General features: G+C 73.6%; 17 protein-coding genes and 1 pseudogene. 4 read left to right on the forward strand and 14 right to left on the reverse strand.

Annotated elements, in window-relative coordinates; all coding sequences use genetic code 11:
- Positions 1-1,740 (forward strand): annotated as a pseudogene (locus RB150_01695) (Rieske (2Fe-2S) protein).
- A 24-nt stretch (positions 1,741-1,764) separates the two neighbouring features.
- A complete protein-coding gene (locus RB150_01700) occupies positions 1,765-2,226 on the forward strand; it encodes an adenylate/guanylate cyclase domain-containing protein (protein MDQ7819253.1) in 462 nt (153 codons plus the stop codon).
- A 19-nt stretch (positions 2,227-2,245) separates the two neighbouring features.
- Here RB150_01700 and RB150_01705 read toward each other — a convergent pair whose 3' ends face one another.
- From RB150_01705 to RB150_01725, 5 genes are all read right to left on the reverse strand, one after another.
- Complete coding sequence (locus RB150_01705; GenBank protein ID MDQ7819254.1) at positions 2,246-3,562, reverse strand: DUF1343 domain-containing protein; 1,317 nt, start codon at positions 3,560-3,562, stop codon at positions 2,246-2,248.
- A gap of 72 nt (positions 3,563-3,634) precedes the next feature.
- Positions 3,635-4,912, reverse strand: a complete 1,278-nt coding sequence (gene apgM, locus RB150_01710) for a 2,3-bisphosphoglycerate-independent phosphoglycerate mutase (GenBank protein MDQ7819255.1) — start codon at positions 4,910-4,912, stop codon at positions 3,635-3,637.
- The gene (gene dapF / locus RB150_01715; GenBank protein ID MDQ7819256.1) at positions 4,909-5,808 is read right to left on the reverse strand and encodes a diaminopimelate epimerase; all 900 of its coding nucleotides are present in this window, start codon (positions 5,806-5,808) and stop codon (positions 4,909-4,911) included. Before dapF ends, apgM begins: the two co-directional genes overlap by 4 nt.
- A gap of 93 nt (positions 5,809-5,901) precedes the next feature.
- Positions 5,902-6,999 (reverse strand): D-alanine--D-alanine ligase, encoded by a 1,098-nt coding sequence (locus tag RB150_01720; protein ID MDQ7819257.1) that lies wholly within the window; start codon positions 6,997-6,999, stop codon positions 5,902-5,904.
- Positions 6,996-7,925: a GntR family transcriptional regulator gene (locus RB150_01725; protein MDQ7819258.1), complete on the reverse strand. Its 930-nt coding sequence runs from the start codon at positions 7,923-7,925 to the stop codon at positions 6,996-6,998. The genes RB150_01720 and RB150_01725 overlap by 4 nt, the downstream gene beginning before the upstream one ends.
- A gap of 130 nt (positions 7,926-8,055) precedes the next feature.
- On the opposite strand from RB150_01725, the gene RB150_01730 reads away from it, so the two are divergent.
- Complete coding sequence (locus RB150_01730; protein MDQ7819259.1) at positions 8,056-8,781, forward strand: HAD family hydrolase; 726 nt, start codon at positions 8,056-8,058, stop codon at positions 8,779-8,781.
- Positions 8,782-8,790: 9 nt separating this feature from the next.
- Here RB150_01730 and RB150_01735 read toward each other — a convergent pair whose 3' ends face one another.
- A complete protein-coding gene (locus RB150_01735; GenBank protein ID MDQ7819260.1) occupies positions 8,791-9,186 on the reverse strand; it encodes a hypothetical protein in 396 nt (131 codons plus the stop codon).
- Complete coding sequence (locus tag RB150_01740) at positions 9,186-10,361, reverse strand: aminotransferase class I/II-fold pyridoxal phosphate-dependent enzyme (GenBank protein ID MDQ7819261.1); 1,176 nt, start codon at positions 10,359-10,361, stop codon at positions 9,186-9,188. The genes RB150_01735 and RB150_01740 overlap by 1 nt, the downstream gene beginning before the upstream one ends.
- A 119-nt stretch (positions 10,362-10,480) precedes the next feature.
- Here RB150_01740 and RB150_01745 point away from each other — a divergent pair, with 119 nt between their 5' ends.
- Complete coding sequence (locus tag RB150_01745; GenBank protein MDQ7819262.1) at positions 10,481-11,341, forward strand: deoxyribonuclease IV; 861 nt, start codon at positions 10,481-10,483, stop codon at positions 11,339-11,341.
- 6 nt (positions 11,342-11,347) lie between these two features.
- On the opposite strand, the gene RB150_01750 is transcribed toward RB150_01745, so the two are convergent.
- The 7 genes from RB150_01750 to tmk form a co-directional block, all read right to left on the reverse strand.
- The gene (locus tag RB150_01750; GenBank protein ID MDQ7819263.1) at positions 11,348-12,223 is read right to left on the reverse strand and encodes an ABC transporter permease; all 876 of its coding nucleotides are present in this window, start codon (positions 12,221-12,223) and stop codon (positions 11,348-11,350) included.
- 6 nt (positions 12,224-12,229) lie between these two features.
- Positions 12,230-13,372, reverse strand: coding sequence for an ABC transporter permease (locus RB150_01755; protein ID MDQ7819264.1), 1,143 nt, complete (start codon positions 13,370-13,372; stop codon positions 12,230-12,232).
- Positions 13,369-14,925: an ABC transporter ATP-binding protein gene (locus tag RB150_01760; GenBank protein MDQ7819265.1), complete on the reverse strand. Its 1,557-nt coding sequence runs from the start codon at positions 14,923-14,925 to the stop codon at positions 13,369-13,371. The genes RB150_01755 and RB150_01760 overlap by 4 nt, the downstream gene beginning before the upstream one ends.
- Before the next feature lie 127 nt (positions 14,926-15,052).
- The gene (locus RB150_01765; protein MDQ7819266.1) at positions 15,053-16,294 is read right to left on the reverse strand and encodes a BMP family ABC transporter substrate-binding protein; all 1,242 of its coding nucleotides are present in this window, start codon (positions 16,292-16,294) and stop codon (positions 15,053-15,055) included.
- Between the two features lie 104 nt (positions 16,295-16,398).
- The gene (gene holB / locus RB150_01770) at positions 16,399-17,436 is read right to left on the reverse strand and encodes a DNA polymerase III subunit delta' (GenBank protein MDQ7819267.1); all 1,038 of its coding nucleotides are present in this window, start codon (positions 17,434-17,436) and stop codon (positions 16,399-16,401) included.
- A 5-nt stretch (positions 17,437-17,441) separates the two neighbouring features.
- Entirely contained in the window at positions 17,442-17,771 is a 330-nt protein-coding gene (locus RB150_01775) for a cyclic-di-AMP receptor (protein MDQ7819268.1), read from the reverse strand.
- Entirely contained in the window at positions 17,756-18,421 is a 666-nt protein-coding gene (gene tmk, locus RB150_01780) for a dTMP kinase (protein MDQ7819269.1), read from the reverse strand. The genes RB150_01775 and tmk overlap by 16 nt, the downstream gene beginning before the upstream one ends.

Genomic DNA, 18,421 nt, shown 5'->3' on the forward strand with positions numbered 1-18,421 from the left:
ATGCCCGAGTCCTCTCACCTGGTGCGCGCCGCCTCCGTGGCGGAGGTGGAAGCGTCCGGCCGCCTGGTGGTGCAGGTGGACGGCCACGCCATCGTCCTGTTCTCCCACCAGGGACGGATCTACGCCGTGGACAACCGCTGCCCCCACATGGGGTTTCCGCTGCACCGGGGGTCCCTGCACCAGGGCATTCTGACCTGCCACTGGCACCACGCCCGCTTCGACCTGGCCAGCGGCGGAACCTTCGATCCCTGGGCCGACGACGTGCGGGTGTTCCCGGTGGAGGTCCGCGACGGCGAGGTCTGGGTGGACCTGGCCCAGCGCACCGACCCCGCCGAGCACCACCGCCAGCGGCTGCGCGACGGTCTGGAACGCGCCATCCCTCTGGTGATCGCCAAGTCGGCGATCGCCCTGCTGGCCGCCGGCGAGGATCCGGCCGAACCGTTCCGGATCGGGCTGGAGTTCGGCGCCCGCTACCGGCAGGCCGGGTGGGGGCAGGGGCTGACCATCCTCACCTGCCTGATGAACCTGCTCCCCTGCCTGGATCCCGACGACCGGCCCCGGGCGCTGTATCACGGCCTGGCCGCCGTCGCCGCCGACTGCGCCGACTCCCCGCCGCGCTTTCCCCTGCGCCCCCTGCCGTCGGCGTCCGCGGACCCCGAGGCCCTGGCGCGGGTCCTGCGGAGGTTCGTGGAGGTCCGCGATGAGGAGGGCGTCGAGCGGTGCATCGTCTCGGCCGTCCGCGCGGGCGCCGACAACCGCCAGATGGCCGCGATGCTGGGCGCGGCGGCCACCGACCACCGCTACCTGTCCCAGGGCCACGTGCTCGACTTCATCAACAAGGCGCTGGAGGCCCTGGAGCACGCCGGCTGGCAGGCGGCCGACCTGATCCTGGGCAGCCTGGCCGGGATCCTCGCCGGGGCCGACCGGATGGAAGAGTCGGGAGCCTGGCGGCACCCGGTCGACCTGGTGGAGATCGTGGAGGCGGCCTGCGAGGCCCTGCCCGCCGCGCTGGAGGACGGCCGCACCCGGCGCGGTGCGTACGCCGGGACGGACGGCCTGCCGGCGGTCCTGCTGGGAGACGACCCGCAGGCGATCGCCGACGCGCTGCTGGACGCCCTGCGCGCCGGGTGCGGCGAGGTCACCCTGGCGCAGCAGGTGGCCCGCGCGGCGGCGCTGCGGATCGCGCACTTCCACACCAGCAACGAGTTCTCCGACTGGGACACCGCCCTGCACACGTTCAGCTTCGCCCACGCCGTCAGCCGGATGCTGGCGCGCGCTCCCACGGTGGAGCTGCTGCGAGGGGTCTTCGACGCGGCCATGAGCGTGTACCTGGACCGCTTCCTCAACGTCCCCCCGGCCCCGCTGCCCGAGCCCGGCGGCCCGGTCCCCGATCCCCACTCCCTGCTGGCCGACCTGGAGGCGCTTCTGGACCGCCAGCAACAGGTGCACGAGGCGGCGGCGGTGGTGACCCGCTACCTGCACTCCGGGGGCGAACGCCCGCGGCTGGTGGCCGCCCTGGGGCGGCTGTTGCTGCGCGAGGACCGCAACTTCCACGCCATTCAGATGGTGGAGGCCGCCGCCCGCCAGGCCGATCTGGCCCCCACAGACCAGCAGGCCGGCCCGTTCCTGCTGGCCGCCGCGCGCTACCTGGCCGCCCACGCTCCCACCATGCGCGCCCAGGAGCAGACCTACCAGATCGCCCTGCGGCTGCACCGGGGCGAGCGGCTGTACGTGGAGGCCGACCGCGTGGTGGCCACCGTCCTGGTGGCCGACATCGCGGGCTCCACCGAGCGGGCCGCTGCGCTGGGCGACCGCCGCTGGCGGGAGGTCCTGGACAGGTTCCACGCCATGGTCCGCCGGGAGGTCGCCCGTCACCGGGGGACCGTGGTGGACCTGGCCGGCGACGGCGTGCTGGCCACCTTCGACGCGGCCGCCCGCGCCATCCGCAGCGCCCTGGCCCTCCGGGACGGCGCCCGACGGCTGGGCCTGGAGATCCGCACGGGGCTGCACACCGGCGAGGTGGAGGTCACCGGCAGCCGGGTCGCCGGGATCTGCGTGCACCTGACCGCGCGGGTGGCCGCCCTGGCCGCGCCCGGCGAGATCCTGGCGACGGGAACCGTGCGCGACCTGGTGACCGGCGCGGGGTTCCGGTTCGCCGACCGCGGCGAGCACGAGCTGCGGGGCGTGCCCGGCCGGTGGCGGGTGCTGGCCGTGCAGCCCTCGTAGGCCCCGCGCCGGATCCGGCCTACTCGTCCATCCCGCGGTCGCCGAACGCCGGCACGCCGGGAGGGCCTGCGGGAAGCGGAAGCGCCGGGGTCACGGCGGTGGCGGCCTCCTCAGCGAACGGCGTATCGGGGTACAGCAGGGCGCGTTCCCGCAGTCGGGCAAACCGGGCCAGCCCCGGCTGCCAGCGGGCGATGATCTCCGCCGCGCTGCGGCCCCGCAGGAGATCGCGCCGCACCTGCGATGTGCCCCACACGCGGTCGAAAAGGTACTGGCCCCGGCGGGGGCGGCGGAAGGCCAGCTGGTCGCCGTGCAGGCGGCGGATCTCCACCAGGACGTGCACCGTGGTCTGCAGGGGCCGGAAGGCCGCCTGGTCGGTGACGTGCAGCTGCACCCCCGACCACAGGCGGCCGGTGCGGGGATGGGGGAGCGCGATGGGGGAGAAGCGCACCCCGGGCAGGCCCAGCCCGTTCAGGCGCCGGGCCAGGACCGCCCCGTCCAGCCACGGCGCCAGGACCACCCGGAACCGGTCGTCGGTGCCCACGCCGTTCCAGAGGTTCGTTCCATCCACCGCCCCGGTGGCGGCGTAGTAGGAGGGGATGTCGGCGGACTGCACCCCCGGCGAGGGATTCACCCACGGCAGGCCGGTGTCCGCCCAGCGCATCCGCCGGCTCCACCCCTGCAGGGGGACGACCCGCAGGTCAGCGCCGATGCCGAACGCGCCGTTGTACAGGCGTGCCAGCTCGCCGATGGTCATCCCGTGGACGTAGGGGATCGGGTACAACCCGATGAACGAGCGGAATGCCGGCTCCAGGACCGGACCGTCCACCACCACGCCGCCCATCGGGTTGGGGCGGTCCAGCACCACCACCGGCGTGCCCGACACCCGGGCGGCCTGCATCACCAGGGCCATGGTGGACGCGTAAGTGTACGGCCGCACCCCCACATCCTGCAGGTCCACGACCAGCACGTCCACCCGGGACAGCATGGCCCGGGAGGGCTGATAGCGGCGGCCGAAGAGGCTGAACACGGGCGCGCGGGACGGCAGCGGGAGGCGGCCCGTCCCCGACCCGTCGAAGCCGTGCTCGGGGGTGAACAGGGCCGTGACGCGCACACCCGGCAGGGCGGCCACGATCTGCGCCACGTGGCGCCCGTCGGAGGAGACGGCGGCGTGGTGGGTGACCAGGCCGACGCGCCGGCCGGCCAGCAGGCCCGCCACCGACGACAGCCCCTCCGAACCCGTCCGCACCGCCGGCCCGCGGGCGTCTGCCGGCGCCGGTCCGAGCGCCACCGCCACAAACCAGGCCACTGCGGGCAGGACCGCCGGTACGCGTCGCATCACCGACGGTCCTGCCCGAAACGGCACAGGAGTAGTCCCGCCGATCCGGATGCACCCCGGGCGAAGAGAAGATTAGGGCGTCAGCAGGCTTGCCAGCAGCGGCAGGATCTCCACCCCCCGCCGGGCGCCCAGGGCGCCCCGGGCAGCCTCCCGCTCGGAGAAGGCGCGGGTGCCGTCGGCGCTCACCCCGCCTCCCGACACCAGCAACGGCACCGGGTCGTCCGAGTGGGCCCGCAGGCTGCAGGGCGTCGCATGGTCGGCGGTGACGGCGACGACGGTCTCGTCCCGGTTCAGGCGAGGCAGCAGGTCCCCGAAAAACGCCCGGTCGATCAGCGCGATCACGTCCCGCTTGGCCGCGCAGTCGCCATCGTGCCCGGGTTCGTCGGGCCCTTTCAGGTGCAGGTACAGCCCGCCGTGACGCGGCAGCTCCTCGGCCGCCCGGCGGGCCCACTGGCGGTAGGCCCGCTCCCGGTCTCCGGCGCTGGGAGGAACCTCCACCACGGCCATGCCCAGCAGGCGGGCGATGCCTCTCTCCACAGGCATCTCCACGAAACACCCCAGTGAGAGGCCGAAGCGCTCGGCCAGAGACGGCACCGCGGGCAGGTGGTCGCCGGCATCCCGCAGCAGGATCGCGTTGGCCGGCGGCTGGCCCCGGCGCCGCCGGCGCTCGTTGACGGGGTGGGCGTCCAGAACCTCCCGGGACTTGCGGGTGAATTCGTTCACCAGTTCCGCGGTGGTCCACGCCTCGGGGCTGTCGTCCAGGGGGCGGCACTCCTCCACCGTCGTCCCGGCCACCGCCCGGGCCACGCCCAGCCCTTCCACCCGCCCGTAGGCGGGGTCGGTGTTGGAGATCTTTGCCGACAGCCGGCCCTCCCTGGGCCGCAGGACCACGGCGCACCGGTAGGCGACCGTGGCCGCCACCTCCACCTCGGCGGGCGCCGCCGTCAGCCGGACCTCCCGGCTGACGGCCTCGGCCAGGGCCGCGGCTTCCTCCGTCTGCAGCGACCGGCCGACGCGGCGGTCCAGGATGGTCCACCCCGCGTCCACGGTGGCGAAGTTGCCGCGCAGGGCCACGTCGCCGTCGCGGAACGCCAGCCCCGCGCCCAGCGCCTCCAGCGGGCCCCGGCCGGTGTGGTAGCGCAGCGGGTCGTAGCCCAGGATGGCCATCACCGCCACATCCGACTCGGGGGCGATCCCCTCTCCCACGGTCGTCACGATCCCCTGCTGGCCCCGCGCCGCCAGGTCGTCCAGGTGGGGCGTGGGGGCCGCTTCCAGGGGCGTGCGGCCCTGCAGGTCCGCCACCGGCCGGTCGGCCAGGCCGTCCAACACCACGTACAGCAGGCGCTTCATGGCCGCTCTCCCCGCCGCCCGCCTGCACCACCGGGCGATCCCACGCGGGCCACCAGAGAGGACGACAGGGTGCCCGTGCAGATCTCCTCGGCCGGTCCCGTCAGGCGCAGGTCCCACTCCTCCGACACGGCCACCTGCAGGTCGCCTCCGGGCATACTCACCGTGACCTGCCGGCCGACCACGCCCTTGCGCACCGCCGCCGCGGCCACGGCGCAGGCGCTGCTGCCCGACGCCAGGGTCTCTCCCGCCCCGCGCTCCCAGATCAGGGCCGCCACGCGGGCGGGGGAGAGCACCCGCGCCAGCTGCACGTTGGTCCGGCGGGGAAACAGCGGGTGGCGCTCCAGCCGCGGTCCCACCCGGCGCAGGTCTTCCGGCCGCAGGTCGTCGGTGAAGACCACGCAGTGGGGGTTGCCCACCGAGACCGCCGTGATCCGCAGGCGCTCCCCGTCCACCTCCACCTCCTCGTCCACCACGTCCCGGGGCCGACCCGCGGCGGGGATCATGTCGCTGCGAAACGTCGCCCGGCCCATGTCCACGGTGATGCTCTCCACCGCTCCGCCCCGCACCTCCAGACTCGCCTCCACCACGCCGCCGGCGGTCTCGATGCGGAACCGGGTCTGCCGCGTCAGGCCGTGATCGTACAGGTAGCGGGCCAGGATGCGCAGGCCGTTGCCGCTCTTTTCCGCCTCGCTGCCGTCGGGATTGTAGATGCGCACGCCGAAGTCGGCGCGGGAAGACGGCACCAGCGCCAGAATCCCGTCCGAGCCCACCCCGCGGTGGCGGTCGCAGATCAGCCGGATCGCATCTTCGGTCAGCGGAAACGACAGGGCGCGGGGATCCACGATGATGTAGTCGTTGCCCAGGGCGTGGGACTTGACGAACCGGTCGCGTTCCATCGCTCCGCAGGGTGTTTCGGTGGGCGCCGCAGCGCCCCCTGCGGCGCGGCCCGACGGACGGCTGCCCGCCCGGCCACCCCGCTGCGCCGGTCCTCAGGCCGGTTCCCGGCCCCGGGGTCCGGACCTCCGGGCCCGCCGGAGGGCGCAGCGGATGATGCGGTCCACCAGGGAAGGGAACGCGATCCCGGCGGCCCGGGCGGCATCGGGCAGCAGGCTGGTGGGCGTGAGGCCGGGGATGGTGTTGACCTCCAGCACCACCGCGTCCTCCCCGCGGGCGATCATGTCCACCCGCGACATCCCCTCGCACCCCAGCGCCTGATGGGCCCGCACCGCCGCCTCCTGCGCCCGGCGGGCCACCGCCTCGGGGACGCGGGCCGGGATGACGTGGTCGCTGCCGCCCGGCGCGTACTTGGCGCGGTAGGTATAGAACTCGTCGTGGGGGACGATCTCGATCACCGGCAGCGGCACCGGCCGCCCCGTCTCCGGGTCGTCGAGAATGCCCACGGTGATCTCGGTGCCCGCCACGTACTCTTCGATCAGAACCACCGGACCGTAGCCGAAGGCCAGGTCCACCGCGCGGTCGAGATCCGCCGGGCGGCGGACCAGGGAGACGCCGATGGTGCTGCCCTGGGCGTTGGGCTTGACCACGCAGGGATAGCCCAGGCTGTCGCCCACCAGGCGGCGGACGCGGGCGCGGTCGCGCCAGTCGTCCTCCCGAACGCTCAGGTACCGGGGGACAGGGATGCCCTGGCGCTCGAACAGCTGGCGGCTGCGCCACTTGTCCATCCCCAGGGCGCTGGCCAGCACCCCGGAGCCGGTATACGGGATCCCCAGCAGTTCCAGCAGGCCCTGTACCGTGCCGTCCTCGCCGTAGGGGCCGTGCAGGGCGATGAATGCCACATCCACCCGGCGGGACAGCAGGGCGCGCTCGATTCCGGGGTCGGGGGCCCGGGGACTGAGGTCGGGGATCCGGGATCCCGCATCCGGCGTCGGGGCGTCCGCGCCCGGCTCCCGCGTCCCCGCGTTCCCGTCCCCCCGGACCACCCACCGCCCCGACGCCGTGATCTCCACCGGCACGACGTCGTAGCGCGCGGGGTCCAGGGCCCGGATGACCTCCCGCCCGGTTGCCAGGGACACTTCCCGCTCCGCCGACGGCCCGCCCATCAGGACTGCCACCGTCAGGCGGCTCACGACCGTCCCTCCCTTCCCCGCCGCGGCCGCCAGGCCCGGATGCGCTCTTCCAGCAGGGCCAGGGCGCCGTCTCCAAGCACGCTGCCGAACGGGATCACGCGGGCGCGGGGCGGCAGGCGTCCCGCCAGCCTCTCCAGCACTTTGGGCGACGCCACCACCACGTCGGCTCCCCGCAGGGCGCGATCCAGGCGGTCCGGGTGCTGCAGGGTCGCCGTCCGCAACCGCAGGGAGCGGATGCCCACGGCGCGGATGGAGCGCTCCTTGCTGCGCACGCCCTCCTCGGTGGCGCAGACCAGGGCGACGGTGGACCGCTGCGGGAGGGACGCCACCGCCTCCAGGGCGGAGATCTCCGGCATCGCCAGCAGCCCCACCACCTCGTGGCGGGGCAGAAGCCGGCGGACCTCTTCCGCGTGGAACATGGTGGTGGCCACGAGGTCCACCGACCCCGCCGCTCCCGGAAGGTCGGCGAGGAGCAGCAGCGCCAGGGGCCGGCGCAGCCGCTCTGCCAGCTGGCGGCCGAAGTAGGCCAGGTCGGTGGGATTGCACTCCACAAAGGCCACCCGCGGGCGGAGGGGGCGGCGGCGCAGCGCCGCCCGTTCGGCCACCAGGGTGTGCAGGGCCGCCTCGTCCACCCCCCGGGCGGCCGCCTCGTCCAGCAGCCGGTCCACCAGAGGGGCCAGCGAGGCGGCGTCGGGGACGGCCCCGGTGGTGACGAACGTGCCGCGCCCCGGGGTGGTCAGCAGGTAGCCGGCCCGCTCCAGGGCGGCGTAGACCTTGGCGACGGTGTTGCGGTTGACCCGCAGGAATCCCGCCAGGGCGCGCACCGGAGGCAGCCTCTGGCCGGCCTGAAGCCGGCCCGAGCGGATCTGGGCCACCAGCTGCTCGGCCAGCTGCGCGGCGATGGGCAGCGGGCCGCTCCGGTGCACCCGCAGGACCGGAGGCTCACTTGTCCTATCTACGGTAGGACACACTGTGACAAATTCTATGCCCGCAGACCGGGGCGGTCAAGGCATCCCGGTGGACGCGGCGGGCGGAAGGGGCTATAGATGAAGAGGCGTGATTCGCGGGGTGATCTTCGACCTGGGCGGAACCCTGGCGGTCGGCGACCCTCTGCCCGCGGAGGAGCTGGACCGGGCCAATGCCGCCGCGCTGCGGGCATGGCTCGTTGAGCAGGGCTACGATGTCCCTCCCACCTTCATCGACGCCGTGGTCGCCGAGCGCCAGGCCGCCTTCGCCTCCCGCCAGGGGACCCGCGAGGTCACCGCCGCGCAGGCGCTGGCGAGCGCGCTGCGCCGCTACGGGCTGCCGGACGACCCCGACACCCTGGCCCGGGCGGAGGCGGCGTTCTTCGAGCCCGAGCTGGCGAGGATGACCCCGGTGCCCGGCGCCGTGGAAGTCCTGGAGGCCCTGCGCCGCCGCGGGCTGCGTCTGGGCTTGCTGTCCAACGCCTCCTCCCACCTGTTCGTGGTGGAGTGCTGCCGTCGGCTGGGGCTGGCCCCGTACCTGGACCCCATCGTCTCCTCCGCCCAGGTGGGGTGGGCCAAACCCGATCCGCGGCCGTTCGAGGTGATCCTCTCCGCCTGGGCTCTGGCGGCGTCGGAGGTGGTGATGGTGGGCGACACCCTCCAGGCGGACGTGGCCGGCGCCCGGGCGGTGGGGATGCGCGCCATCTGGCTGCGGCCCGGCCCGCCTCCCCCCGAGCCCGCCGATCCCCCTCCCGACGGCATGGCCGGCGACCTGCGGGAGGTGATCGCCCTGGTCGAGGCCTGGTCCAGGCGTTGAGGCGTCCCCTCAGGACCGCGGCGCGTGCTGAAGCGCCCGGGCCAGGATCTCCAGGCAGCGGTCCGCGTCCTGTTCGGGCACGACCAGGTAGTCGCGGTGAAAGGCCGGCAGGGGCACGGCGGCAATCCCCTCCCGGGCCGCCGCCTCCGCCAGCCGCCGCACGAGGGCGGGGTCGCCGCCGCCCTCCAGCGCGATCAGGCGCAGCCCGCGCTCCACGCGGGCCGAGGCGAACCGCGGAGCCAGGCGGGCCCACGCGTCCTCCTGCAGCGTCGCCACAACGTCGCCGCCTTCCCGGGCGGTGACACACGGGCCGGGCACGCCGGCCAGGGCGCGCTGGAGGCTGGGCTGGAGGAACGCCGCCACCCGCACCCGCACGAACCGCTGGGGAAGCACGGCCAGTCGCATCAGATCCGCCGCAGCGCCTGGGAGAAGTCCTCCAGCAGGTCGGAGGGATCCTCGATGCCCACGCTGACCCGGATCAGCCCCGGCGCGATGCCGGCGGCCTCCCGCACGCGGGCGGGCATGTGGACGCTGCTGATGCTGGCCGGGTGCGACACCAGGGTGCTCACCCCGCCCAGGCTGGTGGCGCGGGTGCATACCCGCAGCGCGTCGAAGACGCGCACGCTCGCCTCGTATCCGCCCGCCACCTCGAAGCTCAGCATGCCGCCGAACCCGCGCATCTGCCGGCGGGCCACGGCGTGGCCGGGGTGGTCCGGCAGGCCCGGGTAGTAGACGCGCGCCACCGCCGGGTGGGCCGCCAGGAACTCGGCCAGCTGCTGGGCGGTCTGATTCTGGCGTTCCACCCGCAGCGCCAGGGTGGCCAGACCCCGGATGACCAGCCAGGACCCGAAGGGGTCGGGGGTGGCCCCCAGCAGGCGTACCCACCGCTTGGCGCGGGCGATGAACTCCCGGCTGGCCACGATGACGCCGGCGGTGACGTCGTGGTGCCCGCCCAGGTACTTGGTGGCGCTGTGCACCACCACGTCCACCCCCAGGGCCAGGGGCGTCTGATTGTACGGGGTGGCCCACGTATTGTCGGCCACCGTCAGCGCCCCGCGCTCCCGGCCCAGGGCCGCCACGGCGGCGATGTCGGTGATGCCCAGCATGGGGTTGGAGGGGGTCTCGATGAAGAGCAGGCGGGTGGTCGGGCGCAGGGCGCGCTCGTAGGCCTCCGTCGTGGGCTCGGCGATCAGCGTGGTCTGGATGCCGAAGGAGGGCAGGACGTCGCTGAACAGCTGGTAGGACGCCTGGTAGATGGCCGTCGGCGCCACCGCGTGGTCGCCGGGCCGGAGGGCGGCCAGGAGGGTGGCGGCGATCGCCCCCATCCCCGACGCCGCAGCCAGGGCGTCCTCTCCGCCTTCCAGCAGCGCCACCTTCTCCTCCAGGGCGCGGGTGGTCGGGTTGCCCCACCGGGTGTACACATAGCCCGGGGGGATCTCCTGGCCCAGCCGCGCCCCCTCGGCCGCCGTCTCGTAGGAGAAGGTCGCCGTCTGGTAGATGGGCGGCGCCACCGCCCGGTGGGTGTCGGGAATGGCCCCGCCGTGGATGGCGCGGGTGGTGAAGCCCCACTGGGTCCTCATGCCGGCCTCCCTGTGCCGCAGGTGGTATGGAAGGGTGATTCGCACCCCGCGGCGGGAACTCTTGCCGCGCCCGGCGGGCCAGGGGGACACCGCGGCGACCGCGAATCCCACCCCCCTGCGTGAGGTTCGGCGCCCACGTCAGCATCCGGGGCGCGCTCCACCTGGCGGTGGACCGCGCCGTGGCCATCGGCTGCGAGTGCCTGCAGATCTTCACGGGCAGCCCGCGCCAGTGGCGGGAGGTGACCTATCCCGAGCGGGACCTGGACCTGTTCGTGGCCAAGCGGCGCCGGGCGGGGCTGGATCCCCTGGTGGCCCACGCCGCCTACCTGATCAACCTGGCCTCCGACGACCCGGAGGTCTACCGGCGGTCCACCGCCAGCCTGATCGCGTCGCTGCGCCTGATGGACCGCCTGGAGGGGCAGGCGGTGGTCACCCACCTGGGCAGCCGGGGGATCCGTCCGTGGGCGCAGGCGCGGGTGCGGGTGGTGGCGGCGATCGCGGCGGCGCTGGACGCCACCGGGAGCGCGCGGGTGCTGCTGGAGCACAGCGCCGGCGCCGGCGGCCAGGTGGGCGCGACGTTCGAGGAGCTGGCGGAGATCCTGGAGGCCCTGGGTCACCACCCGCGGGTGGGCGTGTGCCTGGACACCTGCCACCTGTTCGCCGCCGGGTGGGACCTGCGCACCCCGGACGGCGTGCGCGCCACCATGCGGGCGTTCGACCGCACGGTGGGGCTGCGCCACCTGCACCTGCTGCACCTCAACGACTCCCGCGGGGCTCTGGGATCGCACCTGGACCGCCACGAGAACATCGGGCAGGGCCGCATCGGCCGGCAGGGGTTTGCGGCGTTGATCGCCCACCCGCGCCTGCAGCGGCTGGCCGGCGTCATCGAGACGCCGGGGTTCGACCGCCAGGGGCCGGACCGCCGCAACCTGCGGGTGCTCAAGGCGCTCCGGCAGGCAGCCCGCGCGCGCCGGCGCTGAGCCGCCTCAGTCGGGCGCGAACGGACGGCCCAGCGCCTCCGGCCGGGCCAGCCCCCAGCGGCTGCGGAACCAGGGGGTGGAGATGACCACCAGGATGGGGATGGTGACGGCGAACGGCACGGTGCGCCAGATGTACCGGGACAGCACGCCGGGCAGGACCAGTTCGGGGCTGAGGGACAGCTGCCACATGATCCCGAACAGCGTGGCGCCGGCCAGCAAGATCCACGGATTCCACATGGAGAAGAACACCAGGGCCAGGCTGACAAACCCCCACCCCATCAGGAAGTTGTAGGTCCACACGGGGTTGTAGGACAGGGTGTAGACCGCGCCCCCCAGGGCACCCAGCACCCCGCCCCAGACCACGCACAGGTAGCGGGTGAGGCCCACGGGGACGCCCGACGCCTCGGCCGCCAGCGGGTTCTCCCCCACCGACCGGATGGCCAGCCCCGCGCCGGTCCGGAACAGGACCACCGCGCTCACCACCACCAGCGCGACCCCCGCGTACACGAACGGCGACAGGCCAAAGGCCCCCGCCATCCGCGGCAGCCCCAGCGGGCCGGTGAAGGGGCTGCCCAGGTAGGTGGTCAGGCCGAAGCTGAGGATCCACAGACCCATCCCGCTCACCACCTGATCCCCCCGCAGGGTGATGGAGAAGAACCCGTGGGCCAGCCCCAGCACCGTTCCCACCGCCACGGCGGCCGCCAGGGCGGCCAGGTAGCTGGCGGTCAGCCGCGCGGCGATGAAGGCCGCGGTGCCGCCGAACAGCATCAGGCCTTCCAGGCCCACGTTGAGGGTCCCCGCGCGCTGGTTGACCAGTTCCCCCAGCGCCGCGAAGACGAAGACGGTGCTGGCCTCCAGGCTGCGGGCGAGCAGGTCCCACACGGCGTGCTACCCCCGGCGCGTGCCCGCGGCCGGCCGGAGGACCCCGGCGGGCACCCGCCGCCAGACCACCCGGAACCGGTCCAGGATGTGGGAGGCCACGAACGTCATCATCAGCAGCCCCAGCAGCGCGTAATCCACGCCGAACGGCAGCCGCAACATCCCCTGGGCAAAGCGCGCTCCCAGGGACAACCCCGCCAGGAGGACGGCGATGGGCACGGCCGCCAGGGCGGACCCCCGCGCGATCAGCGCGGTGATGAGGCCGTAAAAGCTCAGGTCGCCGTAGAACCCGTAGTTGCCGGGGATCTTGTACAGCCCGGGGATGGCGGCAAACGTGTGGTACCCGGCCAGGCCGGCGCTGGCCCCCCCGACCGCGAACACCAGCAGCGACAGGGCCAGCGGGCTGATGCCACCATAGCGGGCGGCCTGGGGGTTCTCCCCGAACGCCCGGATGCGGTAGCCCAGGGCGGTCCGCGCCAGGACCGGATCGATCAGGAGCGCCCCCGCCGCCCCCAGGGCGGCGGTGACCGGCAGCCCGGCCACCAGCGGCGCCCGCAGCGCCGCCGGGAGGGTGAAGCTCTCACCCTCGGCCGTGGCGCCCATCAGCGGTCCGCCTTCTTTGATCATGAACGACACCAGCCAGAACAGGATCGAGTTCAGCATCATGGTGACCAGGATCTCGTTGACCTGGAGGCGGGCCCGCAGTGCGCCGGCCAGGCTTCCCACCGCCGCGCCGGATGCGGCCGCGGCCAGGGCCATCAGTGCGATCACCACCCCCGGCGGCCACCCCCCCGCGGCCTCCCGGGACATGCCCAGGGCCAGGGGCACGGCGAACGCCGCCAGCGCTCCCGCATAGACCTGGCCGGGAAGGCCGATGTTCCACAGGCCCGCCCGCAAGGGCAGCAGGAAGGCGTAGGTGCACAGCAGCAGGTACACCGCCCGGTGCGCGGTGGCCGCGGCCCCGTGGGGGTTGAAGAAGGCGTAGGAGAACACCACCCGGTAGCCGGCCAGCACGCCGGCCTCGGAGGAGGCGAACAGCGCGCTGGCCAGGACCAGGGCCAGCGCGATGGCCAGCAGGGCCGCCAGCGCCGCCGACGACGCCGAGCGGGTCTGCCGCGGCTGGAGGGCCACCTGGTAGCGGCCCACGATCACGGAACCCGCACCCCCGGCCGCAGGCCGGCCATCATGGCGCCCACCGTCCCGGCATCGGCCTGCCGGCGGGGCAGGACGGCCACGAACTGCCCCTCGTAGATGGGCGCCACCCAGTCGCTGCAGGACAGGATCTCGTCAAGGTCCTCGGAGATCAGCAGGACCGCCGCGCCCGCGGCCCGCGCCTCCAGGAGCTTGCTCCGGACGAATGCCGTAGCCTCCACGTCCAGCCCCTGGGTGGGCAGGTGGGCGATCAGCAGCCGCGGTGCCCGCGACAGCACCCGCCCCAGCACCAGCTTCTGGAGGTTCCCTCCCGACAGGTGGCGCGCGCGGACGTGCGGGTGGGGAGCCACCACGCCGAACGACGCCATGATGCGCTGGGTCAGCCCCTCCAGCCCCCCCGTGTCCAGCAGGCCGCGGGGCGTGAAGGCAGGGTCAAAGTGGTAGGTCAGGGTGGTGTTCTCCACCAGCGAGAAGGCCGCAATCGACGCCAGCTCGGTGCGGTCCGCCGGCACGTAGCCGATGCCCCGCTGCCAGCGGGCCAGGACCGACAGCCGGGTGATGTCCTGTCCGTCGAACACCACCGTCCCGGCGGCCGGCGGGCGCAGCCCCGCCAGGACCTGGGCCAGCTCCTCCTGGCCGTTGCCGGTGACCCCCGCCACGCCCAGGATCTCCCCCTCCCGCAGGGTGAACGACACCCCCCGCACCGAGGGCAGCCCCTTGTCGTTGTACACCCACAGGCCCTCCACCCGCAGCAGCGGGCGCCCCGCCACCGCCGCCTCCGCCGGCTGGAAGGACACGTCGCGGCCCACCATGTGGCGCACCAGGAGGTCCTCGGTGGCCTCGGCGGTGTTCAGGCACGCCACCACCCTGCCCCCTCGCAGGACGGTCACCCGGTGGCTGGCGGCCATGACGATGGGCAGCTTGTGGGTGACCAGCAGGACGGTGACTCCCTGCTCGTCCACCAGGGTGCGCAGCCCCTCCACCAGGGCGGCCACCTCGGGCGGGGTGAGCGCCGACGTGGGCTCGTCCAGGATCAGGATGCGGGCGCCCCCGTACAGCGCCTTCAGGATCTCCACCCACTGGCGCTGGCCCTCCGGCAGCTGCCACACCCTGGCGTCCAGGTCCAGCCGGACGCCGTACCGGGCACACAGGGCCTCCACCTCGGGCCGCATCCGGCGCAGGTGCAGCAGGCCCCGGGCCCGGGGGTGGCCCAGGATGATGTTCTCGAGGACGGTGTGGGCGGCCACCAGCCGGCGGGTCTGGTGGACCATGCCGATGCCCGCGGCGATGGCGTCGTGGGGGGACCGGAACTGCACCCGCCGTCCCCGCAGGTACAGCGCGCCCTCATCGGGGCGCACCAGGCCAAACAGGATGTTCATCAGGGTGGTCTTGCCGGCCCCGTTCTGGCCCAGGATGGCGTGCACCTCGCCGGCCCGCACGTCCAGGTCCACGCGGTCGAGGGCCACCACGCCGGGAAACCGCTTGGTGATGCCGCGGGCGAGCAGCAGGGAAGCCGCCGGGTCGGGCGCCGGGAGAACGCGATCGGACATCATGGGGGATCAGCAGGCGCGGGCAGCGATGGAGAGGCTCCTCCCCGCCGCACGCCGGGCGGGGGGAGGAGCCTCCTCGCGTCCTCGTCCATCCCGCCGGAACCGGAGGCCGGGTGCGCCGGTCCGCCGGTTACTTGAGGATGGTCATTCCCTCCAGGTCGAAGTTGAACTTGCCCAGCAGCCATTCGTCGGACGGCATCTCCCGGGCTTTCTTCACCACGGTGCCCTTGGGAGGAATCGGCGTCCCCGCCAGGGCCAGCCCGGTGCCGTTGCTCACAAAGGCGTGCTCGAAGAACGGGTCCCACTCCCCCTTCATCATCTGCTCCCGCCGCTGGGCGACCAGCCGCAGGATGGACGCGGGAATCAGCGGGCGGGCCTTGGGGCTGATGGCGTCCACGCCCACCTTCTTGTTGTTCATGATGTCCACGGTGGGCTCCACGGTGCCGTCGGCCAGGGTCATGGTGTCCTTCATGCCCAGGTACAGCAGGGTGCGGGGGGTGCGGCTGCCGGCCAGCCAGTCGCGCACCATGCGGTCGTACAGGACCTCCCACCGGGTGTCAAAGGACACCGCCACGGTGTCGGTGCTGGACCAGCCGTAGAATCCCACCACGTCCATGTCCTTGCCCACGAACCAGATCTTGCGCTCCTGGGCCACGTCCAGGGGGGACCCCGAGTCGGTCTGCTGGGTAAGCACGTCCACCCGCTGCTGGGTCACCAGGGTGGTGGCCACCTCCCGTTCCTCGGCGGGCTTGTACCAGTCGCCCACGTACTTGACATACACGGTGACGCGCTTGTTCAGGGCGCGGGCCGCATCCTGCACGCCCAGGAAGAATCCCGCCTGGCGGCGCAGCACCTGCACGTTGGGGAAGGCCGACACGATCCCGATGTTCCCCGTGCGGGTCAGGGCGCCGGCGATCAGCCCTTCCAGGTACAGCGCCTGGTACTGACGCGGGAAGAACCGGATGAAGTTGCGCTTGGTGGTCACGTCGCTGGCCACCACCGACGCGAAGTAGACGTCCGGGTACTTGTCGGCGATGTCCTTCAGGGGCAGGCCCATGAACTCGGCGTTGCCGACCACGATGGTCGCCCCCTGGCGGATGAGCTCCTCGGCGTAGGGGATGGTGAGGTCGGGTCCGACCTCCTCCCGGTAGACGTACTTGATGGCGGGATACTTCTCGGCGATGCGCTGGCCGGCCCGGTGGTGCGCGCCCGACCAGGTGGTGCCCTTGATGACGCTGAAGTGCAGGATGGCCAGCGTCCCCGACTGGCGCGGCGCCGCTGCGCCCACCGCCGCCACCGCCGCCACCAGCAGGAGCGCGGCCGCGCCCCGCACCCACACAGTCCCCAGCCACCCCGGCGTCTGCCCTCTCATGGCCGCCCCTCCCGGTTCCAGGAATGTCAGGAGATCGGTGATCCCACGCGGTGTTGTGGGGGAGTTTCGCGGGAACGCGAAGGTTTTCCTCCGGCGCCGGCGCCTCAGGTGGCGCGCCGCGCCGGCTCCTCCGGGGGGCGGGCCAGGCGCATCAGCAGCGTCTCCAGCAGCAGCCGGGGGTGCACGTTGCGCCGCAGGGCGTCCTGCGCGTCCCGGACCGCGTCCAGGCGGGAGGCCAGGACGGCGGGAGGGGTGGAGGCGGCTGCCGCGGCGATGCGCTCCCGCCGGTCCGCGTTCGCCAGGTGGCGGTCGCTGCGGGTCTGCTGCCACACCAGCAGGTCCCGGTACCAGAACAGGGCGATCTCCAGCAGGTCGGCGAGGGCGTCCTTGTCCCGGGCGAGCTCCTCGGCGGCGTCCAGGATCTCCAGCGGGTCGGCGCGCTCGATCCGCTCCAGCAGGTCCAGGATCTTTTCCCGGCGCTGCCGGGCCTCCTCGGACGTGGCCCACTGGAGGGCCCGCCCCAGCTGTCCGCCCGACAGGATGGCGGCAAAGCGCGCATCCTCCGCCCGCAGCCCCCGCCGGAGGAGGGCCTGCTCCACGGCGGACAGCGGGATCAGGGCGAAGCGCACCAGCTGGCAGCGGGACACCACGGTGGGCGGCAGGGGGACGGTGGACTCGGCGATCAGGATGATCACCACCCGGGGCGGAGGCTCCTCCAGGACCTTCAGCAGGCTGTTGGCCGCCTCCGGGGTGAGGGTCTCGGCGTCCGCCAGGATGTACACCTTCCACCGGCCCTGGTAGGGCGGGTAGACCACGTCCCGCCGCAGGGCCAGGATCTGCCGGATCCCGATGCCTGTTCGGGTGGGATCGTCGGGGTCCAGGACCATGCCCCGGCTCACGTCCACCACCCGCACGTCGGGATGGCGCCCCGCGGCGATGGCGTCGCAGGACGGGCAGCGGCCGCAGGCGTCGCCGTCGGGCTGCTGGCAGTTCAGCAGCTGGGCAAACGCCAGGGCGGCCGACCGCCGCCCGACGCCCGCCGGCCCGGCGAACAGGTAGGCGTGGGACACCCGGCCGCCGCGCGCCGCCGCGCGCAGCAGCATCACGGCGTGGTCCTGATCCACCAGATCGGCAAACGGCATCCGGGTCAGAAGCGGGCCATGCGCTCCACCTGCAGGACGAAGACGATGGCCCCGCCCACCTCCACCTTGACCGGATAGGTCACGTAGGAGTCCACCGGTTCCACCGCCGGCGGCATGGGGCTGACGAACTGCTCCCGGCGGTGGCAGCAGCGCTGGATGATGCCGAGGACCGCGTCCACCTGGGCGTCGTCGACGCCGATGAGGATGGTGGAGTTCCCCTCGCGCAGGAAGCCTCCGGTGCTGGCCAGCATGGTGGCCTGGAACCCCTCGTCGGTGAGGGCGTCGATCAATCGCCCCGCGTCCTTTTCCTGGACGATGGTCAGGACGAGCTTGATGGAGGCCACCCCCGCGCCGCCAGAAAGGCGTCCACCGCGTGCACGATCTCCCGGTGGACGCTCTCCTGGTCGCGGCCGCCGTCGACGACGCGAATGCGGTCGGGTTCTTCGTGTGCCAGTGCAAGGAATCCTGCCCTCACCCGCGCGTGGAAGGCCAGGTCCTCCCGCTCCAGCCGATCGCCGCCCTGGAGGCCTTCGGCGCCCGACACCCGCCGGGCCCGGGCCAGTCCCACGGCCGGGTCGATGTCCAGCAGGATGGTGAGGTCGGGCCGCAGGCCGCCGGTGGCGGCCTCGTTGACCTGGCGCACCACCTCCACCGGCAGCCCGCGCCCGTAGCCCTGGTAGGCTACCGACGCGTCCACGTAGCGTTCCGACAGGACCAGCTGGCCCGCCCGGAGGGCGGGTTCCACCACCTCGGCGACGAACTGGGCGCGGGCGGCGGCGAACAGGAGCATCTCGGTGCGGGGGGTCATCTCGGGGTGGGCGTGGTCCAGCAGCAACGCCCGGATCCGCTCGCCGATGGCCGTGCCGCCGGGCTCGCGGGTGTAGACCACCGGATAGCGGGACCGGAGGCGCTCGTACAGCAGGCGAGCCTGGGTCGTCTTGCCGGCTCCCTCGGGCCCCTCCAGGGTGATGAACAGCCCCCGCAT

The organism is Armatimonadota bacterium, assembly GCA_031081675.1.
GTDB classification, from domain to species: Bacteria; Sysuimicrobiota; Sysuimicrobiia; order Sysuimicrobiales; family Kaftiobacteriaceae; genus Calidihabitans; species Calidihabitans tengchongensis.